The sequence below is a fragment of the Olsenella porci genome (genome assembly GCF_009695875.1).
Taxonomy (GTDB): domain Bacteria; phylum Actinomycetota; class Coriobacteriia; order Coriobacteriales; family Atopobiaceae; genus Olsenella_H; species Olsenella_H porci.
The window spans coordinates 1-17731 of the sequence record NZ_VUNC01000004.1 but is presented as its reverse complement, the minus strand read 5'-3'; the positions used below and the strand labels follow the sequence as shown (position 1 = coordinate 17731).

The following is a 17731-nucleotide window of genomic DNA, read 5'->3' as shown; positions in this document are numbered from 1 at the left end:
GGCCTCTATTCCGTTCCCCGGTTTGTCCAGTGGTTCGCACGGGGCTATGATTGCGACGGGTACGGACGGTTTCGTCGGTGTTGGCAGCCTGGTGTCGCCGCGTCCTCGTGACGGGAGGCTCTCGCATGGACGGTAGGACATCGCGGGGGAGAGTGGCGCTCTTCCTCGTCCTCGCGTTCGCCATCGACTGGGTTTGCTGGGTCTGGGCGGGGTCGCAGACCGGCTGGAGCGTGGCGGAGGGGTCTGGCCCGTGGCCGGTCGTGCTGCCCCTCACGATGTTTGGCCCCCTGGTCGCCGCGCTCGTGGTGAGGGTCGTCCCCGGAGCCGACGTGCCCAGGGGCTGGAGGCCGCGCGTCAGGGGCAACGTCCGCTGGTACGTGGTGGCGCTCCTCGCCCCGTCCGTCCTCACGCTGCTGGGCGCCCTCGTGTACTTCGCCCTCGTGTCGGGGTCCTTCGATTCCGCCGCTACCGCCTACGCCCAGGCGGCTAAGGCGCAGCTCGGTGCCCATGGCTCGCGGGTGCCCATGCTGATGGTCGCGCAGTTTGCGTTTGCGATGCTTGTCGCCCCGTTCCTCAACATGCTCTTCGCCATCGGCGAGGAGGCGGGATGGCGCGGCTTCCTGTACCCCGCCCTCAGGGGTTGGCTGCCCCGTCCCGCGGCGATGCTCGCCACCGGTGCCATCTGGGGTCTGTGGCATGCCCCGCTCATCGCGATGGGATACAACTACGGTACGTCCTATCCTGGGTTCCCGATGGTGGGTATCCTCGCGATGATGCTGTTCTGCATGGGGTTTGGCGCCCTGCTCTGCCTGCTGAGGGACGCCACCCAGAGCGTGTGACCCTGCGCCCTCGCGCATGGTGCCCTCAACGCCGTGGCAGGGCTCCCCGCGTGGTTCTCCACCGATGGGATCGGCATCCTTGGTCCCGCGCCGCTGGGGCTTCTCGCTTGCATCCCAACACTGCTGCTGTGCGCTTGGATTCTCGTGGGCGCAAGCAAGCACGCCCCGAGCGGGGTGAAGTAGGGGAGAGGGCCGTTGCCTCTCCCTCGCGGGAATTCCTACCGTGAATTCCTGCCGTCCGTCACGCCCGCGGGGAATGCCTCGCCCTTCTCCCCTCGCGGGAGGCTGTCTGCGAGTGGTAAATGTTTTTGCATTCTCGGTTGAATCCGACGTTCCTAAAGTGTTACTATTGCCAAGCGCTGCGAGGGAGACCGAGCAGAAGCAGACGGGTGGTGGCGCAGTTTGGTAGCGCACTTGACTGGGGGTCAAGGGGTCGCTGGTTCGAATCCAGTCCACCCGACCACGAAACCGCAGGTCAGAGGCTTAAGCCTCTGACCTTTTTTCTTATACGTACTATTTGACGTACTATTTACGTACTACAAACCGTGTTCCTCGTTTCTTCTGAAGTCCACTTTTGTCTTTTCTCCCGCCGCGAGAAACTCCTCGGCGAACGGTTGCGATACGCGTCTTCGTGCAGTATCGCCACATCAGGAGTGCGTCAGTTCGCGCGCCTCCATGGGGCTCCCAAGCCGGCTTGCGCGCATGAGGTCAGACCGCCGTTCGACCTCTCGCCTTCGCATAGTGGATCGCCTGTCGACAAGTGCCCGAGACTCTGCACGCAGCATACGAACCATCGGCCCGCCTTGTGTATCCTCGGCTTGGGCGCTTGTGAAGGAACCGTGGCGTCCTGGGGGAATTCCCGGCCATTGCGGACGACGCGGACAGCGGGGACAGGCCGGCAGACGCGGCCAGAGGCACCGACACCAGCGGATAGCATGCGAATCGTCAGGTAACCCAAGGGCGTCACGCTCCATCCGAGGATGGGAGGTGACACCAGATGAGGGAAGGCGACACGCATGCAGGAAGAGCAGACACCAGACCTCTCCCGGATGAACCGGCCGCTCAGTACGCAGGAGGTCTCGCGGTACCTCGGGCTCTGCGAGCGCCAGGTCCTGCGCATGGTCCATAACGGGCAGATTCCAGCAAAGAAGTTCGGCCACAACTGGTACTACTCGCCAAGGAAGATCGCCCAGCTGGTCGGGATGCTGGACCAATGACGCCGCCCATGGGAGTGGCGTCATGCGTTTTCCGCGAAGGCCGCCGTTGCAGAAGCTTGCAGAAGGCTGTCCCGTGGCCTGCCGACGGGGGATGCAACATCCCGCCGTATCCTCGCTGCCGAGGGGCAAGGGGGTCCAGATGAGTCGTCGGGAAATCGGAAGCAGCTTGGACATGATATCGGCGGACGAGGCCGCGAGGATCCTCAGGGTCTCCCCGAGGACGGTCAGGCGGCTCTGCATGGACCGGAAGATCCCCGCCGTCAAGGTGGGCAGCCAGTGGCGCATCGACAGGACGGAGCTCATGAGGACGCTCGCCAGGGACAGCAGGATGTCCTGCTGGCTCGGAATGGATGGCAAATAGGCTCGGATCCCGTCTGCGGTCGGTCTCGCGCGGCGTCTCGAATGGAGCTGATCAGAGATGAGACAGACCACAAACGCAGGGAGAATCAACGGCAGCCGCAGCACCATCCTCATCAAGGAGTACTACTCCGTCGAGGAGGTATCCCGCCTCCTGCACATCAGCGAGAGGACGGTGAGGGAGCTCGCGCACCGCGAGGAGGACCCGCTCCCGTTCCGGCTCCTCTTCGGGCAGCAGAGGAACTCCTTCATACACCGCGAGGACCTCATGGACTGGCTCGAGTCGAACTCGCAGCTCGTCCGCGACGCCGCGAAGAAGCAGATGGGCCAGGCGTGATGCAAAGGCACTCGGCCGGCGAGTTCGCCACGGTGTACCGCTTCATGACAGAGGGGCTGGGGCTCAGGGGATCCGACCTCCTCGTCTACGCGAGGGTCTTCAGCTTCTGCCAGGAGGAGAGCGGCACCTACTTCGAGTCGGCCGAGAGCTGCGCCGCGTTCCTGAACATGTCGGAGAGACAGGTCAGAAGGTCCCTCGGAAACCTCGTCTCGAGGGACCTCATAGCAGAGACCGCCGACGCCGAAACGTGCCCGAGGGGCAGAACCTTCGTCCTCCGCAGGGAGGCCGTCAGCGCGGCGATAACGCGCGTGGAGGGCGGCGAGACCACGGACAAATTGTCCGCGGGCAAGGCGGGAGGCGGACATATTGTCCGCGGCTCCGGACATCCTGGCCACGGCCGCGGACAGATTGTCCGCCCCTATATAGATAGAAGAGAAGAGTAGAACGAATCTCATACGAGAGACCGGAGAGGAGACGGGCGTCGTGGACTCGGTTGGCAGGATCGGCGCGGACGCGGAATGCGACGGGCGGCAGCCGTGTCGCCAGGCGCTCGTGACGCCCGAGGAGGCGCTCGCGCAGGGACTGGTCCGCGAGGTCCCGCCTCCCGCGAGGTGCGCGCACTGCGGGAGGCCGCTCAGGCCGCTCGGAGTCCCAGTCTTCGGGAGCGTCGCCTGGGTGTCGCACGAGCCATGCGAATGCGACGGGGCCGAGCGCGAGAGGAGAGAGGAGGAGAGGAGGGCCCTGGACGAGATGGCCGCGGAGAGGGAGCGCAGGCTCGAGAGGTCGGGGATCCCGCTCAGGTTCCGAAAGGCGACCCCAACAGAGGCCCGGTGCGCCGCCTATGCGGACGCCCTTCCCGGGTCGGGGCCCAACGGGCTCTTCATCCACGGCCCGGTCGGCACGGGGAAGACCCACAACGCCGCGGCGGTCGCCATAGCGGCCTCGGACCGGGGGCTGAGGACCGTCTTCACCTCGGCGATCGCCATATTCTCGAGCATCAGGGAGACCTTCGACGGGGGAGGCTCGAGCAGGAGGGCCCTCGAAAGGTACTCGTCGTGCGAGATGCTCGTCCTGGACGACCTGGGCAAGGAGTCCAGCTCGAGGTGGTCCCTCACGACGCTGTTCACCATCGTCAACGCCAGGTACGAGGGCATGAGGCCGACGGTCGTCACGTCGCAGTACACGCTGTCGCAGCTGAGGTCGAGGCTCGCGTCGACCGGCGAGGCGGAGACGGCCGCCGCCATAGCCTCGCGAATCGCCGCGACGTGCGCCGACGTGGAGCTCACGGGACCCGACCTGAGGAGGGGCGCCTGGGGGCAGCGGGACGCGCGGCCCGCACGGGGCACGGACCCCGGCAGGGGGCGATCGAGGCTTGATGGCTTCAGGTAGCGGCGGGCCCGCAGCGCCCTTCGCCCCGGTCTGCCATGCCCGATTGCCTGGGAGCCAGTCGTGCGCCTGACGGCGAGTCGCGCTTGAAGGCCTCGGGGTTGCGGGATGCTGATAGGAGGCACGCGCGGGGCTCGCAAGGAGAGACGAACTCACCGAAGCGCACGCGCCGGGCGGCGGCGAACCCCGCCATCGCAAAAATGGCCCGATGGCCCGCCCCCACAGGCGGGAGGTCCCGTCGGGCCAGACGATCCATGCCTCAGTTCTTGAACGATGGGGCATTTCGCCCAGCCGCCAAACCACGGGGTGACGTAACCCCGCTGACCGGCAAGAGCGCGGGCAAAACGCCCGTCCGTCATGACGCTAGGCCTACTTCCCGTCGCACGAGATAAGGCACGATTGCCGCTAAGAGATGCGCTTCGCGCCGAAGCTCCAGAGCAGATCGTGGTACCTCGCCGCCCGCTCCTCGTCCGAGACGCCGGGGTCGTCGGGGGCGAGCCCGGCGTCGATGCCGCCAATCATCTCGCACCAGGTGCGCACCCTGCCGTCATCGCACAGGAACTCGCTGCTCGGCGTCACGGTCCTGAAGTCCTTGAGCTCTTCCGCCGCGATGCGGGAATCGGGGTCGAGATTCGGCATGCCTTGGCCTCCTCCTCAGCCTGAATGGAAACTTCCCGTCGGTCCGACCGAGGTCGAGACCAACCACGGGCAACATTCTACCTCGCTTCCATCAGCGCCTCTTCAGTGCATCCGCAAAGTGGAGACCTCTCTAGGGTGGTAGGCGTCAGATGCGCAACGGCAAAGGTCCGCCCATCGTTCAATTGGAGCGCGCACGACGTCAGGCGCCACGGGGCAGCACGTCGGCAAAGCGCCTCAGCCCCGACATAGACGGCAGGACGCTGGTGCGTGTCATTCGCGGCAGGAGGGTCCATGGCGGCGTGCGGCAGCTCGACGGATAGAATTGACGATGGCGGCAATTGCATCGCACAGGAGCTGGCAGACAGGCTTGGAGCCAAGGTGTCTGCACCGAACGACACGCTATACGTCAACCCGGACAGTCGCTCTACATAGGCAGACGCGAGAACGGCAACATGGTGGAGTTCACGCCGAGGAAGGAGAGGCGATGATATACGCAAATTCGAGTGACTACGATAACGGCATTGCCCCGAAGCTCGGCGTGCCAAGGCGCGACAAGGAGGCCCTGCTTCGCGCCATGACAAGCGAGGAGCCGATCGCCATTGCGGCTGGGTACCTGGTCGACTACTCGACGGGCAAGCCGACAGATATTGTCGACATGCTATACGAGAAGAACGGCGTACGCTGGTCAAGGGAAGAGGCCTGGAACCTCGAGCACAATGACATGGAGATCTCTGACGAGTTCGCAGACGCGCTCCTCGGCAGGGGAAAACGATAGGCGTCAAGGACCATCTGCCACGGTGGGAACGGGGCCGCCCTTCGGGGCGGCCCCGTTCGGTAGGACGACGGACGTTTTCGCCCGGTCGTTCAACTCCGCCTTGCCAGTGCGCTGGAACTTGGCGGGCGGCACGTCGCGTCGCCCCTCGCGGGCTCCCAGGGCCTTCGGGCTCACGGAAGCCACGCCGACCGGCCGCTCATCACGCGAGCGGATGGCTCACAAGATGCAGGTCATGGAGCGGGAGTCGCTTATCCGTCTACCTGCCTCTTGAAATTCTGTCGAGGAACTCGACGACGAATGGGTCGTTGATGTCGAGGTCTTTGAAGTCAAAGTCGTCACCATACCTCTTCTCCATTTCCTCGCACAGTTCCTCTTCGCTCATCGCTCTGGGGTCTCGCTCTCCTGACATGCTTCCGCTACGCATTCTCGACCGCCTCGTTCTCGAACTCGGTCAGGCTCCTGTCGTCAACCCCCATTATCCACAGCCGGCCGCTTCCGCCAGTGCGCTTTCTGAGCGTCCCGCCGATCTCTCTGAAGCCCCCGGCGTGGGTCCTCGCGGAGCCGGGCGACGCGTCTCTGACTCAATCAAACGCACGTGGCCCCTCAAGCCAGCCCAAGGTCCCGCTAGGGTCGGCCACCACGGACAACTCGGCCCACGGGGACAGCCGCCTCGCATTGAATCGTAGGCGGCGGGCCGAAACCGGCACCCAGCTAACGACGAGAGAGACAGGCCGCGCAAGCCGGCCCGTCCACGAGCCGCCCGCCATGGAGGGAACATGGCAGACGACTTCGGCGACGACGCCGGCCAGCAGATATTCGACTGGGCGCTGCGACTCGGCCTGGAGGGGTACCGCCGCGGCGGAGGCCCCGCGGGGCAGCGCGCCGTCGAGGAGGCGATAGGGCGCCTCGAGGCCGCGCTGGAGAGCGCCAGGGACGCCATAGGCGCACAGCCCGAGCAATCCGGCGGAGCCCCGAAGGAGGCTCGGACCGATGCGAGGTTCGCGCGGCTCGACATGTCGGAGTTCGCCGAGCTCGAGGACGGGCAGAGGGTGATCTCCGCGGTGGACGCGAAGCTCGCCGCAAACGACATCTGGCACGGGATGACGGAGGACGGCGGCACGCCCTGGCTCGTCTTCAAGACGGCCGACGCGCCGGCGGTCGCGTCGACCTTCGACCAGCTCGTATCGGACACGAGGAAGGCCGCGAGCAGGGCTGCGGAGCGGATCCGCCAGGAGCAGGAGCGGGAAGGCGGGTCCCGCGGCGCCGACCGCGACCGGGAGCCCCTCAAGGAGAGGGCGGAGCGTGCGAGGAGGGCCTCCGAGGCCCAGTCGCATGACGCAGAACGCGACCGCGTGCCGGAGCAGGACCGCGTGGAGACGAGGTCGAAGTGAGGGCGCGAGGAACGGGCGCCGCGACCGCGGCCGGGCTCTCCGCCGCCGCGTTCGCGATCGGCAACGTCGCCGCCGCGGCACTGCCAGCCGGCGCGCCCGCCGACCCAGAATCCACGGTTCGCGGAGTCCTTTCAGGGATCATCGAGGGGACGGTGTCGCCGAGCGCGGAGCCGATCCCGCTCGCCGTTGGGCTAGCCTGCGCCGCGGGAGTCTGGCTCGCCTGGGCGAGGAGGCTCTCTCTCGCCGGGGAGCATAGGAGCGGCGAGGAGCACGGCAGCGCTAGGTGGGCGAGCCCGAGGGAGGCCAGGGCGTTCGCCGACCGTGGGGACCCAAGGAACAACATCATCCTCACGCAGCACGTTTCCCTCGCCATGTCCAGGGCCGACCACGACCCCAGGCTCGAGCGCAACAGGAACGTCCTCGTGATCGGAGGGTCCGGCTCCGGCAAGACCCGCTCCTACGTGATCCCCAACGTCCTACAGATGAACGCGAGCCTCCTGGTGACCGACCCCAAGGGCACGCTCGAGGCCGAGCTGGGGCCGGCCCTGCGCTCCGCCGGCTACGAGGTCGCCAGGATCGACACCGTGGACTTCGGCCGCTCGGCGCGCTACAACCCGCTCGCCTACGTGCGCACGCAGCAGGACGTGCTCGAGGTCGTCGACTGCATCATCGCCAACACCACGAGGGAGGGCTCCTCCTCGGCGGACCCGTTCTGGGAGAACGCAGAGAGGCTCCTCTACAGCGCGCTCGTGGCATACCTCGTCTGGCACTGCCCGGAGGCCGACAGGAACCTCCCGGGCCTCATGACGCTCCTCTCGCTGGCGTCGGCGAGCGAGGGGGACGAGGGCTACAAGAGCCCGCTCGACGTGCTCTTCGACGAGCTCGAGACAGGAAAGAGGTGCGTCGTCGACGATTGCCCCCGCGACGGGGGCGCGCGCTCCTTCTCGGGCGGGAGCCGAGTTACGTGGGTCAGGGTCGCGGAGCCGCTCGCGCCGGAGGAGGACTTCGCGCTCGGCCGCTACCGCGCCTTCAGGGTCGCCGCGGGCAGGACCCTCAAGTCGATAATCATCAGCTGCAACGCGAGGCTCGCCCCGCTCGGCGGCGAGGAGATCCGGCGCGTCCTCTCGGGCGACGACCTCGGGATCGACCTCATGGGCGAGCCGGGCCGCAGGGTCGCGGTCTTCGCTACAACGTCGGACACGAACGGGACCTTCTCGTTCCTCCTGGCGCTCCTCGTCTGGCAGGCGACGAACCTGCTCTGCGAGCGAGCCCTGAGGGTGCACGGCGGGTCGCTACCGACCCCCGTGCACCTCGTCCTGGACGAGTTCGCGAACATCGGGAGGCTACCGGACTTCGAGCGCACCATCGCCGTCGTCCGCTCGAGGAACATCGGGGTCTCGGTCATCCTCCAGTCGCTCTCGCAGCTCAAGGCCCGATACGGGGAGTCGGCGCAGACGATCGTGGACTGCTGCGACACGACGCTCTTCCTGGGCGGCAACTCCAACGAGACGAACAGGGGAATCTCGGAGAAGGTCGGCAAGCAGACCGTCTCGGTCATCGGCGCCAGCGAGAGCAGGGGGGCGTCCAGCAGCTCCACCCAGAGCAGGCAGGCCGCGGAGCGCGACCTGATACAGCCCTCGGAGCTCGCGAGGCTCGACCGGAGAAAGGCGATCGTCCTCATCGCCGGCGCAAACCCGGTCCTGGACAGGAAGTACGACCCGAGGAATCACCCGGCATGGCGCGGGGAGGTGGTCGCGATGAAATGAACGGCCGGCCCGGCGAGAGGGCGGCGGCGCCGGGCCGAGACCACGCCGCCACCATGGGTCCCTACGCTTCGGAGGACAAGTTGCTCAACCAAATCATCAAGCTCGTGTCGGGCTGCGTCTCGTTCCTCGGCGGGTTCCTCGTCGTTTGGGGCGCCGTGAGCCTGGGCCTCGCGATACGCGAGCAGCAGGGCGGCGCGCAGATCGCGAGCGCCATATCGACCATCGCGGGCGGGGCGATCATCATCGCCGCCTCGGTCTACTTCGGGATGCTAGACACGTCCTGGCTCCCGGCCTAGGGGGGCGGCGATGGCGTCGCTCTCTGTCGCGGTCCACAAGGACATAGGCGAGTACCAGGAGAAGGTCGTGGGCAAGCTCAGCCTGAGGACGCTGCTCTGCGTCACGGGCGGGCTCGCCACGTCGGTGGCGACAGCGTCCGCGCTCTACGCGGCTCTTGGCGTGGAGCTCGCCGACGCGAGCCTGCCGGTGATGTGCGCGTCCCTCCCATTCTGGCTGCTGGGCTTCTGGCGGCCGCACGGGATGAGGGCTGAGGAGTTCGCCCCCATGCTCTGGGAGCACGCGACCTGGGACGGGGTGCTCGCGTACGGGACGTCGTGCATGCTCGCCGCACCGCCGGAGCCGATCGCAAAGCGGACGACCAGGAGTCACAGGAGGAAAGCGAGGAGGAAGGGGGCGGAGCTCCGTGAGCCGAGCAGGGAAACAGAGGGATAGCGCGCGCGGCGCGGGACCCTGGGAGAGGCTCTCGCTGATGATATCGGGCGGGGCCTCCGCCGAGCGCGACCTCAGGGAGCACGACCGCGAGGCGAGCGAGAGGGCGGCCGCCCGAAGGAGGTCGCTGCGCGCGGCGCGCGACGTATACAACGCGGTCGGCTTCGACTCGCTGTGGGCCGACGGCATCTGCGAGGTCGACCCGGGAATCTTCTCGCAGACCCTCGAGTTCTCCGACATCAGCTACCAGAGCGCCCGCAGGGAGGCGAAGGAGTCCGTCTTCTCGGCCTGGTGCCAGCTCTTCGACTCCATCGGCGAGGACGTCGCGCTTCAGCTCTCGGTCGTGAACACGCCCATCCCCGCCGAGGAGATCGGGCACCGCTCCTTCTTCGCGGAGAGGGGGAGGACTGCCGCGCTCGCCGAGGAGTACAACCGAATCCTCAACGACAAGATGCGCGAGGGCGTCTCGAACCTCGTTCGCTCGCGATACATCACGTTCTCCGTCGGGGCGAGAGACGTGGAGTCCGCCGTGCCCAGGCTCGCGCGCGTGCGCGGGGACGTGACCCAGTCCCTCCAGAGGATACGATGCGACGCCACTCCGCTCGACGGCCCGGCGCGCCTGCGCGCCATCGCGGAGCTGCTGCGCCCCGGAAACCCTCCCGCCGCCGGGTGGGAGGCGCTCGGGGCCACCTCCGGGCTGCGCGCGAAGGACCTCGCTTGCCCCAACTGCATCGAGGCGAAGCCCGAGGGGTCCGCGTCGTGCCTCAGGGTCGACGGGACGTGGTGCCAGACGCTCGCCTTCCGCTCGTTCGGCTCGGAGCTCTCGGACCGGTGCGTGGCCGAGATCGTCGACCTTCCCGTACCGCTCGCGGTGAGCCTGCATGTGAGGGGCATGGACAAGTCGCGCGCGATCGCCTTCGTGAAGAAGCGGCTCGCGTGGATGGACAAGGAGATCATCGACGAGCAGATGACCGCCGTGAAGCGCGGCTACGACTTCGACATCCTCCCCTCCGAGCTCAAGTACTCGAAGGCGGAGGCCGAGGACCTCCTCGACCACCTGCAGAACAAGAACCAGAGGCTCTTCCGCTACACGGGGCTCGTGTACACCTACGCGGACACCCGCGACGCGCTGCGCAACCAGGTCGAGCAGATCATGCGCACGGCGCGATCGAACTCGATCGACGTGGGGACCCTCGACTACCGGCAGAGGGAGGGGCTCAACTCGGTGCTCCCCCTCGGGGCCAACCGCGTGGATGTAGGCAGGATGATGACCACCGCGGAGGTGGCGATCCAGATGCCCTTCGCGACGCAGGAGCTCAACCAGGAAGGCGGCGGCTACTACGGCCAGAACAAGGAGAGCTCGAACCTGGTGATCTGCAACAGGCGCAGCCTCGCGAGCCCCATGGGGTTCGTCGCCGGCAAGCCTGGCAGCGGAAAATCCTTCTCCACCAAGCGCGAGATCCTCAACACCATCCTCGCGTACCCCGACGACCAGGTGATCATCTTCGACCCCGCGGGGGAGTACTCCGCGGTGACGGAGCCGTGCGGCGGGACCACGATCAGGCTCGGTCCGGACTCCGACTCGCACCTCAACCCCTTCGACCTCACCGACGTGGCAGATCTCAGCCCGAGCGCCCAGCGGGCGTTCAAGATCGACGCCTTCCTCGCGCTCTCCGCGGCGACAATGTCCGAGGGGAGCCAGGGGCTCCCCGAGGCGGACAAGTCCATCATCGCCCGCTGCGTCGAGGCGTGCTACGAGAGCCGCTCCGGGGACGGCGGCACCCCCACGCTCGGCAACCTCTACGAGGAGCTGCTCGCGCAGGAGGAGCGCGAGGCGCGCGACATCGCGCTGCGCTACGAGCGCTACGCCGTGGGCGCGCAGTCCTTCTTCAACCACGAGTCGGACGTCGACCTCTCGAACCGGATCGTCGACGTAGACCTCAGGGACCTCACCTCGAACCTCCGGACCTTCGGGATGCTCACGGCGCTCGAGTCCGTGCGCAACCGCATGTACTCGAACTACGAGCGGGGAGTCACCACTTGGCTCTACATAGACGAGGTCCAGTCCCTCTTCGAGCACCCGGCGATCGTCTCGTACTTCTCGCGCTTCTGGGCGGAGGGGCGAAAGTTCGGCCTCGTGGCCACCGGCATAACGCAGAACTCGGTCTACATGCTGGAGCACGAGGAGGCCAGGAACATGGTGCTCAACTCGGACTTCATCCTCCTCCACAAGCAGTCGCCCGTGGACCGAAGGGCCTGGGTCGACCTCCTGGGCCTCTCCGAGCAGGAGTCGCGCTACATAGACGAGTCGATCAAGCCGGGCGAGGGGCTCCTCGTCGCCGGTGGCGCGCGCGTCCCCATAAAGGACGACTTCCCCAGGGGCGCGCTCTACGACCTCTTCAACACGAAGCCGAGCGAGCAGGCGCCGAGTCGGCGCCGCAGGAAGGCGACGGCGCGGAGGGGGGAGAGGTGAGCGCCCGGGAGGCCGGTGCGGCAAGCTCCGCAGCGCACGAGGCCCCGAACGCGTCCGCCGTCGCATTCGAGGGGCGCACGGACGCCGTGAGCGCGGGAATCGCGCACGACGAGGCGGAAACGGCCCTGTCGGAGCTCGGGGGTCGCCGCGCGGCGGCGATGGGGCGCGCGGCCAGGGCGCGCAGGGCGACTGCAACGGCATCGCGCGACGCGTTCGGGGAGTCCGACGAGGAGCTCGGGGCGGACGCGCTTTCCCGCCCCGCCGGCGCGGCGTCCCGCGCTACATCAAGGCGCCTGCGGCGCGCACGGGGAGGCGACGGCTCGCCGGGGACCGGCGGCGGAGGCCACGCGGGGCCCCGCCCCGCACCGGCGCAGGGAGTGCCGCCCGCACCGGAAGGCGTTCCGGCGGTGGCGACCCGCGAGGAGGCGGCGATCACGGCGACGGGAGCGACCGGAACCCCCGGGGACGCTCGGCCGACCTGGGCGGCCGCCCCGGTGCGAGAGGCGCCCCGCCGACACGGCGCGCGGTCCAGGCTCGCAGCGCTCGACGGCAGGGAGGGCGCCGGACCCGGCAGGGCGCGCCCGCGCAGGACCGGGCCCCTTCGGAGGGGCTGGAGGCGCGAGGCGGCGCCGCCTCGCGAGGAAATGCCGGGAACGACAAGGGCCGCGGAGACGGCGAGAGCCGCCGGCAAGGCGGCGTACGCGGCGGGCGCGCCAGCGACGGTCCCGATAGCCGGCATCCTCGCCGGAGCCGTCGTCGCGGTGCTCGCCGCGGCGATGATCTCGCAGGCGGTCGGCTCGCTCTTCGGGTTCTGGGACAACGAGGCCTCGAGGCGCGCGTCGGTGGAGGGGCTCCCTCCCTACGTCACCTACTCGATGGTCCTGGCGGCCCTCGAGTGCCAGGACAAGTACGGTCACCCGGCGGGCTGCACGCTCGCCCAGGTCATCGTCGAGTCGGGCGTAGGAGACCACCTCTCTGGCCTCGCCACGAGGGACAACAACCTCTTCGGCATCAAGTGGGCACCGAACTTCGCCTCCTGCCCCGAGGTCGCGGGAAAGGAGTCCTGGCAGACGCGGGAGGAGTACGGGGGCGCCTCGGTCACCGTCGTTGACGCATTCACGAGGTTCAGGTCCTACGAGGACTGCATACGCTTCCGCTCGCGCGTCCTGCTGCAGGCGGGAAGGTACTCGGGAAACGAGAAGATCCGCAGGGCCATCGAGGGCAGAGACTCGGACCTCATGGCCGAGGGCCTCAAGGACGCGGGCTACGCCACGTCGTCCTCCTACGTCGACTCGCTCAAGGCCGCGATGGACGCCTACGGCCTCAGGCGCTTCGACTCGATGAGCGCGGACGACCTCAGGCGGGCCGGGCCCGCTGGCGCCGCATCGGGCAAGGGGGCGACCATAGTCGCCGCTGCCCAGACCCAGCTCGGCACGCCCTACGTCTGGGGAGGGTCCACGCCCAACAAGGCGCTCGACTGCTCCGGGCTCACGCAGTGGTGCTACGCGCAGGCGGGAATCCGGATACCGCACCAGAGCGACGCGCAGCTGAGGGCGGGGACGATGGTGCCGATCTCCCAGGCGGAGCCGGGCGACATCCTCTGGAGGCCCGGCCACGTCGCCATCTACATCGGCGGCGACTCCTACATACACGCGCCGCAGCCAGGGGACCACGTCCGCGTGGGTACCGGGATAAGCCGGTTCACGTGCGCGGTCAGAATCCAGTAAGGAGGAAGGGACATGGAGAAGAGGCGAAAGGCCGTCGCCGCGCTCGCCGCCGGGGCGGTCGCCGTCGCGCTGGGGGCGGGCGCGGCGCGCTGCGCTGCGTCACGAGCCGACAAGGCGGACCCAACGGACAATGGCTCGGAGACCGCCGCCTGGGTCGACGCCGCGGACGGACAGGGCTCCGACTCTGGCGCAAGCGCGGAGGAGGCGCGGCAGTCGTGCGCGGAGGAGCTCGAGTCGCGGGAGTGGATGGGCGCCGAGGACGCGTCGCTCAGGATGACGGCGTCCGGGGGCAGGCTCGTCGAGACCGACGGCACCGACACGCGCACGTCGTCCTACGAGGTCACCTCCGACGGCGACGGGGAGTGCGTCCTCAGGGTGACACGCGCCGACGGGACCGTTGTCCAGGCCACCGTGACCATCAGGGGCAGGGGCGACGGCGCGAGGCTCAGGTGCGAGCAGCTCCAGACCTCGTTCGACTGGGTTCCCGCCCCGCCTGGCGGCGAGGTCAGGGTCACGGGCGTGGACGAGGAGTACCTCGCGCTCGTCGGCGGGAGCGAGGACGCGCTCGACCTCGCCGTGTCCCTCTGGGTGTCCGAGCACGTCCCCGGGGCCACGGAGGCCGCGTTCGACGGCGAGGTGTACATCGACACGAAGGCTGACAGCGTGACGGCGACCTTCACCTGCGACGACCCGGGGAGGTCGATCGTCTCGGTCACGTGGGCCGACGGCGCCTTCTCGGTGACGGGATAGCCGTGGGACGCCACGTGCCGAGCCGAGCGTGCCGCCTGGCCCTGGCGGCCGCGCTCGCCATCGGCATCGCCCTCCTCGTCCCGCGCCCCGCCTGGGCTTCCATCGGGGACGACATCAACTCCTGGATGTGCGGGGTCCTTCGCGACACCTGCAACTGGATCTTCGACGCCCAGGCCAGGGTGCTGGCATCCATAGGGGTCGACGGGGTCCTTTCGAAGCCCTTCGACAGGATGCTGGGCACGGCGGGCGAGGTGACCCTCTTCGACATCGCCCGCGGGGTGTGGAGGACGGCGATCCTGCCCATAGGCTGCGGGGTCCTCAGCATGATCTTCACGGTCCAGCTGATACACCTCTCCCAGCGCATGGACGGGAACGCCTCGATGCCGGCGGTGCGGGAGGTCGTGTTCCTCCTCGTCTTCTTCGCCGTGTGCCTCTTCCTCGTGCAGAACTCCTTCGAGCTCATGCGCGCGGTCTACGAGGTGGCGCGGCTCGCGATCACGAGGACGACCTCGGCGTTCGGGTCCGGCGGCGCGATGGACCTCGCAAAGGTCTCGATCGTCACCACCGAGGACAGCGTCCCCGCCCTCGTGGCGATGATCGTCGTCGCGCTCGTGAGCTGGGTCGTGGTCATCGCCGCCTACGTGGTTGCGCTCGTGGTCTCGTGGGCCCGCGCCATACAGCTCTACCTCATGGCGGCCCTGAGCCCGATCCCGCTTTCGCTGCTGGGGCTCGAGGACACGCGCCAGGCCGGCGTCGCGTACCTCAGGAGCTTCGCCTCCGTGTGCCTCGCGGGGCTCATCATCACCGTCACCCTCATCGCCTTCCCGGTCGTGCTGGGAGGGCTCAACGCGGCGAGCGCCGGGGCCGGGGCAGCCGTGGACAGCGTTGTCGGGGGGCTCAGCTACGCGCTCCAGTACCTCGCGATGTGCGTGCTGCTGATCCTCTCGCTCACGAAGAGCGGCTCCTGGGCCAGGGACGTCCTGGGCGGGTAGCCGAGAGGCGCCAAGGGGCCGGGACCGTCCCGGCAAGCGAAGAGAAGGAGGAAGGAAATGGAAGGTCCGGGAGGCAAGCGAAGGGAGCGGGTCTGGCTCTCGTTCCACGAGAGGTACGTGCGGCGGACGGAGTACGCCGACCGCAAGACGGGTGAGGAGAGGGTCCTCTTCACCGTGACCCTTCCCAGGGGGACCGAGGTCGACGGCGTCGACCTCGGCGGGTGGCAGTTCCACCCGAGGTACGTGGAGCCCAACCACTCCAGGTACCACGACGAGCACTGGAGGGAGGTCCCGCTCCTCGCCGACAGGCCGGTGAGGCTCAGCCGGGACGTACTCGACGCTGACGGCAACCCACTGCCGGACGGGGAGGGGCGCAACCAGAAGGAGTGCGCGGAGGTGGACCCGTCGAGGCTCGGAGAGGCGCTCGTCGAGTCGAGGCGCAGGTGGTACGAGCAGAACTGCCGCGGGCGCGCAGAGGAGCGGACAGACGGCGCCGGGGGACTCTCCGCCCGGGCGCAGGAGGCGCGGGCCGCCTCCGAGGCGATCGGCACGCCATGCGACGCCACACCAAGGAGAAGATAGGGGAAGAGATGAGGATCGCTAAGGAAAGGGCCCACTCGGCCCGGCGCGCCCTGCGGGCGTGGAGACGTGACGGCGGGGCCAAGCGCGTGAAGGCCGCCCTCCTATCGGTAGCGCTCGTCCTGAGCCAGCTGCTCGGAGCGCTCGCGCCGACCGTCGCGCTCGCGGCGGAATCGAGCTCATGGTTCGACAACCCGAACGGCACGAGGTACATAAGCGACGTCGTCGGCGTCACGCGAGAGCAGGTGGTGGGCGAACTCGAGTCGCACCAGGGCGACTCGTTCTACCTCGGCACGCCCTACCTCGGGCTCGGGGACACCGGCGACATGCCTAGACCGAACGGTGACCACGGCTCGTACCGAGCGGGGATGCAGTGCACGGGCTTCGTCTGCTACGTGATGGCCGCCGCCGGCGGGAACCCCTACTCGGCACTATCCACGAACGGCGCCAACTGGTGGAACACCAACGTGTGGGAGAGGATATGCAAGGCGCAGGACGTCGTGTCCTACCGCTTCGACACCAAGGAAGAGCTGCTCGCCTCGGGACTCGCGCAACGGGGAGACATCATCGTCGCGACCCCCGACTCGTCCGTGCCCGTGGGCGGGACCGACCGATACGGCAACACCTGGGACGGCCATGCGGGCTTCTTCTGGGGCTCCAGCCCCTCCGAGGACCTCATGTGGCACTCCGTGCACTCGAGCAACGGGTTCGGCACGATCGAGAGCGGCAACCAGACCTCCGCGATCCAGGGGAAGGTCTGGCCGTCGCACTACATCCTCATCCCGCTCGGACAGTCGAGGGGAAGGGTGACCGTCACGAAGGCGTCAACCGACCCCGCGGTCACCGACGGCAACACACTCTACTCCGTCGGGGGAGCCGTATACGGCCTCTTCTCTGACGAGGGCTGCACAAAGGACACGGGGGTGCGCCTGACCACCAGGGAGGACGGCACGAGCGAGGCCGTCGAGGTCTCGCCCGGGACCTACTGGGCGCGCGAGCTCTCGGCGCCAAGGGGATATGCCCTCTCGAACGCGACGACGAGGGTGGAAGTGCCCGCGGGCGGCGAGGCCGACGCGAGCGCGTCGGACGTCCCGCAGACGAACCCACTCGGCCTCGTGCTCGCGAAGGCCGACGCGGAGACGGGCGAGGCGTCCCCGCTCGGCGCGGCCAGCCTCGCGGGCGCGGAGTTCGAGGTCCGCTACTACGCAGGCCAGTACGACGAGGGGAGCCTCCCCGCGAAGGCCACCCGCACCTGGACCGTCTCCACGGGGGAGGACGGCACCGCGGACCTCTCGTCCGCCACGGGCGACGACCTCTACCGCGACGCGGCAGGCAACGCCGTCGTTCCGCTGGGCACCGTGGCCATAAGGGAGACCAGGGCGCCGGAGGGATACGTGGCTTCGGACAAGACCTTCGTCACGCGCGTGACCGCCGAGGGGACCGCCGAGCACGTCTCGACCTACGCCGCGCCCACGGTCGCCGAGCAGGTCCGCCGCGGCGACCTCGAGCTCGTGAAGGCGGAGTCCGGAAGCATGCGGCGCCTAGCGGGCGTGCCCTTCCGGATCACCTCCGCCACCACGGGCGAGTCCCACGTCATCGTGACCGACGAGAACGGCCAGGCCAGCACCTCGTCGTCCTGGGCCTCCCACGCCACGCGCACGAACGCCAACGACTCGGCGGGCGAGGGGACCTGGGACGCCTCCGCGGGCGTGTGGTTCAGCGGCACCGCGGACTCCCAGACCGCCCCGGACGACTCCAAGGGCGCCCTGCCCTACGA

The 17731-nt window shown here is 68.4% G+C and carries 21 protein-coding genes and 1 tRNA gene; 20 read left to right on the top strand and 2 right to left on the bottom strand.

What is annotated here, in order from left to right; genetic code table 11:
* The first annotated feature begins 125 nt into the window (after nucleotides 1-125).
* The 8 genes from FYJ68_RS05875 to FYJ68_RS05840 all read left to right on the top strand — a co-directional run bounded on the left by FYJ68_RS05875 (nucleotide 126) and on the right by FYJ68_RS05840 (nucleotide 4139).
* Entirely contained in the window at nucleotides 126-839 is a 714-nt protein-coding gene (locus FYJ68_RS05875) for a CPBP family intramembrane glutamic endopeptidase (protein ID WP_154434972.1), read from the top strand.
* 33 nt (nucleotides 840-872) lie between these two features.
* Nucleotides 873-1022: a hypothetical protein gene (locus FYJ68_RS05870; protein WP_154434970.1), complete on the top strand. Its 150-nt coding sequence runs from the start codon at nucleotides 873-875 to the stop codon at nucleotides 1020-1022.
* 203 nt (nucleotides 1023-1225) lie between these two features.
* Nucleotides 1226-1302: transfer RNA gene (locus FYJ68_RS05865), tRNA-Pro, on the top strand.
* 553 nt (nucleotides 1303-1855) lie between these two features.
* Nucleotides 1856-2056, top strand: coding sequence for a helix-turn-helix domain-containing protein (locus FYJ68_RS05860; RefSeq protein ID WP_090862052.1), 201 nt, complete (start codon nucleotides 1856-1858; stop codon nucleotides 2054-2056).
* A gap of 139 nt (nucleotides 2057-2195) precedes the next feature.
* On the top strand, nucleotides 2196-2417 hold the full coding sequence (locus FYJ68_RS05855; protein ID WP_154434968.1) for a helix-turn-helix domain-containing protein: 222 nt from the start codon (nucleotides 2196-2198) through the stop codon (nucleotides 2415-2417).
* Nucleotides 2418-2474: 57 nt separating this feature from the next.
* Nucleotides 2475-2750 carry a helix-turn-helix domain-containing protein gene (locus FYJ68_RS05850; protein ID WP_154434964.1) on the top strand — a complete coding sequence of 92 codons (276 nt, stop codon included), beginning with the start codon at nucleotides 2475-2477 and terminating at the stop codon, nucleotides 2748-2750.
* On the top strand, nucleotides 2750-3193 hold the full coding sequence (locus FYJ68_RS05845) for a hypothetical protein (protein WP_229772067.1): 444 nt from the start codon (nucleotides 2750-2752) through the stop codon (nucleotides 3191-3193). Before FYJ68_RS05850 ends, FYJ68_RS05845 begins: the two co-directional genes overlap by 1 nt.
* A 40-nt stretch (nucleotides 3194-3233) precedes the next feature.
* Complete coding sequence (locus FYJ68_RS05840; protein ID WP_154434960.1) at nucleotides 3234-4139, top strand: ATP-binding protein; 906 nt, start codon at nucleotides 3234-3236, stop codon at nucleotides 4137-4139.
* Nucleotides 4140-4541: 402 nt separating this feature from the next.
* On the opposite strand, the gene FYJ68_RS05835 is transcribed toward FYJ68_RS05840, so the two are convergent.
* Nucleotides 4542-4775, bottom strand: coding sequence for a hypothetical protein (locus FYJ68_RS05835; protein WP_154434959.1), 234 nt, complete (start codon nucleotides 4773-4775; stop codon nucleotides 4542-4544).
* A 149-nt stretch (nucleotides 4776-4924) separates the two neighbouring features.
* On the opposite strand from FYJ68_RS05835, the gene FYJ68_RS10175 reads away from it, so the two are divergent.
* A complete protein-coding gene (locus FYJ68_RS10175; RefSeq protein ID WP_229772066.1) occupies nucleotides 4925-5095 on the top strand; it encodes a hypothetical protein in 171 nt (56 codons plus the stop codon).
* Between the two features lie 164 nt (nucleotides 5096-5259).
* Nucleotides 5260-5550 (top strand): hypothetical protein, encoded by a 291-nt coding sequence (locus FYJ68_RS05830; protein WP_154434957.1) that lies wholly within the window; start codon nucleotides 5260-5262, stop codon nucleotides 5548-5550.
* Nucleotides 5551-5806: 256 nt separating this feature from the next.
* Here FYJ68_RS05830 and FYJ68_RS05825 read toward each other — a convergent pair whose 3' ends face one another.
* Nucleotides 5807-5959 carry a hypothetical protein gene (locus FYJ68_RS05825; RefSeq protein ID WP_154434956.1) on the bottom strand — a complete coding sequence of 51 codons (153 nt, stop codon included), beginning with the start codon at nucleotides 5957-5959 and terminating at the stop codon, nucleotides 5807-5809.
* A 367-nt stretch (nucleotides 5960-6326) separates the two neighbouring features.
* Between FYJ68_RS05825 and FYJ68_RS05820 the strand changes: the two genes are divergently transcribed.
* The 10 genes from FYJ68_RS05820 to FYJ68_RS05775 all read left to right on the top strand — a co-directional run.
* The gene (locus FYJ68_RS05820; protein WP_154434954.1) at nucleotides 6327-6941 is read left to right on the top strand and encodes a hypothetical protein; all 615 of its coding nucleotides are present in this window, start codon (nucleotides 6327-6329) and stop codon (nucleotides 6939-6941) included.
* Nucleotides 6938-8707: a VirD4-like conjugal transfer protein, CD1115 family gene (locus tag FYJ68_RS05815; protein WP_326832245.1), complete on the top strand. Its 1770-nt coding sequence runs from the start codon at nucleotides 6938-6940 to the stop codon at nucleotides 8705-8707. Before FYJ68_RS05820 ends, FYJ68_RS05815 begins: the two co-directional genes overlap by 4 nt.
* Nucleotides 8704-9003, top strand: a complete 300-nt coding sequence (locus FYJ68_RS05810; protein ID WP_229772065.1) for a hypothetical protein — start codon at nucleotides 8704-8706, stop codon at nucleotides 9001-9003. The genes FYJ68_RS05815 and FYJ68_RS05810 overlap by 4 nt, the downstream gene beginning before the upstream one ends.
* Before the next feature lie 10 nt (nucleotides 9004-9013).
* On the top strand, nucleotides 9014-9436 hold the full coding sequence (locus FYJ68_RS05805) for a PrgI family protein (protein ID WP_154434952.1): 423 nt from the start codon (nucleotides 9014-9016) through the stop codon (nucleotides 9434-9436).
* A 37-nt stretch (nucleotides 9437-9473) separates the two neighbouring features.
* The gene (locus FYJ68_RS05800) at nucleotides 9474-11906 is read left to right on the top strand and encodes a VirB4-like conjugal transfer ATPase, CD1110 family (RefSeq protein WP_154434950.1); all 2433 of its coding nucleotides are present in this window, start codon (nucleotides 9474-9476) and stop codon (nucleotides 11904-11906) included.
* Entirely contained in the window at nucleotides 11903-13633 is a 1731-nt protein-coding gene (locus FYJ68_RS05795; RefSeq protein WP_326832244.1) for a glucosaminidase domain-containing protein, read from the top strand. Before FYJ68_RS05800 ends, FYJ68_RS05795 begins: the two co-directional genes overlap by 4 nt.
* 12 nt (nucleotides 13634-13645) lie before the next feature.
* Complete coding sequence (locus FYJ68_RS05790) at nucleotides 13646-14383, top strand: hypothetical protein (RefSeq protein WP_154434948.1); 738 nt, start codon at nucleotides 13646-13648, stop codon at nucleotides 14381-14383.
* On the top strand, nucleotides 14350-15375 hold the full coding sequence (locus tag FYJ68_RS05785) for a conjugal transfer protein TrbL (RefSeq protein WP_326832243.1): 1026 nt from the start codon (nucleotides 14350-14352) through the stop codon (nucleotides 15373-15375). Before FYJ68_RS05790 ends, FYJ68_RS05785 begins: the two co-directional genes overlap by 34 nt.
* A gap of 57 nt (nucleotides 15376-15432) precedes the next feature.
* Complete coding sequence (locus FYJ68_RS05780; RefSeq protein WP_154434946.1) at nucleotides 15433-15957, top strand: DNA gyrase; 525 nt, start codon at nucleotides 15433-15435, stop codon at nucleotides 15955-15957.
* A gap of 8 nt (nucleotides 15958-15965) precedes the next feature.
* On the top strand, nucleotides 15966-17731 hold a 1766-nt coding region (locus FYJ68_RS05775; RefSeq protein WP_268233768.1), incomplete at its 3' end, for an MSCRAMM family protein.

What these genes read in the sequence shown, in the direction of transcription:
- FYJ68_RS05780 (WP_154434946.1), top strand. Translation starts at nt 15,433, where the DNA reads ATGGAAGGTCCGGGAGGCAAGCGAAGGGAGCGGGTCTGGCTCTCGTTC.
- FYJ68_RS05820 (WP_154434954.1), top strand. Translation starts at nt 6,327, where the DNA reads ATGGCAGACGACTTCGGCGACGACGCCGGCCAGCAGATATTCGACTGG.
- FYJ68_RS05790 (WP_154434948.1), top strand. Translation starts at nt 13,646, where the DNA reads ATGGAGAAGAGGCGAAAGGCCGTCGCCGCGCTCGCCGCCGGGGCGGTC.
- FYJ68_RS05875 (WP_154434972.1), top strand. Translation starts at nt 126, where the DNA reads ATGGACGGTAGGACATCGCGGGGGAGAGTGGCGCTCTTCCTCGTCCTC.
- FYJ68_RS05830 (WP_154434957.1), top strand. Translation starts at nt 5,260, where the DNA reads ATGATATACGCAAATTCGAGTGACTACGATAACGGCATTGCCCCGAAG.
- FYJ68_RS05810 (WP_229772065.1), top strand. Translation starts at nt 8,704, where the DNA reads ATGAACGGCCGGCCCGGCGAGAGGGCGGCGGCGCCGGGCCGAGACCAC.
- FYJ68_RS05825 (WP_154434956.1), bottom strand. Translation starts at nt 5,959, where the DNA reads ATGTCAGGAGAGCGAGACCCCAGAGCGATGAGCGAAGAGGAACTGTGC.
- FYJ68_RS10175 (WP_229772066.1), top strand. Translation starts at nt 4,925, where the DNA reads ATGCGCAACGGCAAAGGTCCGCCCATCGTTCAATTGGAGCGCGCACGA.
- FYJ68_RS05805 (WP_154434952.1), top strand. Translation starts at nt 9,014, where the DNA reads ATGGCGTCGCTCTCTGTCGCGGTCCACAAGGACATAGGCGAGTACCAG.
- FYJ68_RS05835 (WP_154434959.1), bottom strand. Translation starts at nt 4,775, where the DNA reads ATGCCGAATCTCGACCCCGATTCCCGCATCGCGGCGGAAGAGCTCAAG.
- FYJ68_RS05855 (WP_154434968.1), top strand. Translation starts at nt 2,196, where the DNA reads ATGAGTCGTCGGGAAATCGGAAGCAGCTTGGACATGATATCGGCGGAC.
- FYJ68_RS05845 (WP_229772067.1), top strand. Translation starts at nt 2,750, where the DNA reads ATGCAAAGGCACTCGGCCGGCGAGTTCGCCACGGTGTACCGCTTCATG.
- FYJ68_RS05800 (WP_154434950.1), top strand. Translation starts at nt 9,474, where the DNA reads ATGATATCGGGCGGGGCCTCCGCCGAGCGCGACCTCAGGGAGCACGAC.
- FYJ68_RS05860 (WP_090862052.1), top strand. Translation starts at nt 1,856, where the DNA reads ATGCAGGAAGAGCAGACACCAGACCTCTCCCGGATGAACCGGCCGCTC.
- FYJ68_RS05850 (WP_154434964.1), top strand. Translation starts at nt 2,475, where the DNA reads ATGAGACAGACCACAAACGCAGGGAGAATCAACGGCAGCCGCAGCACC.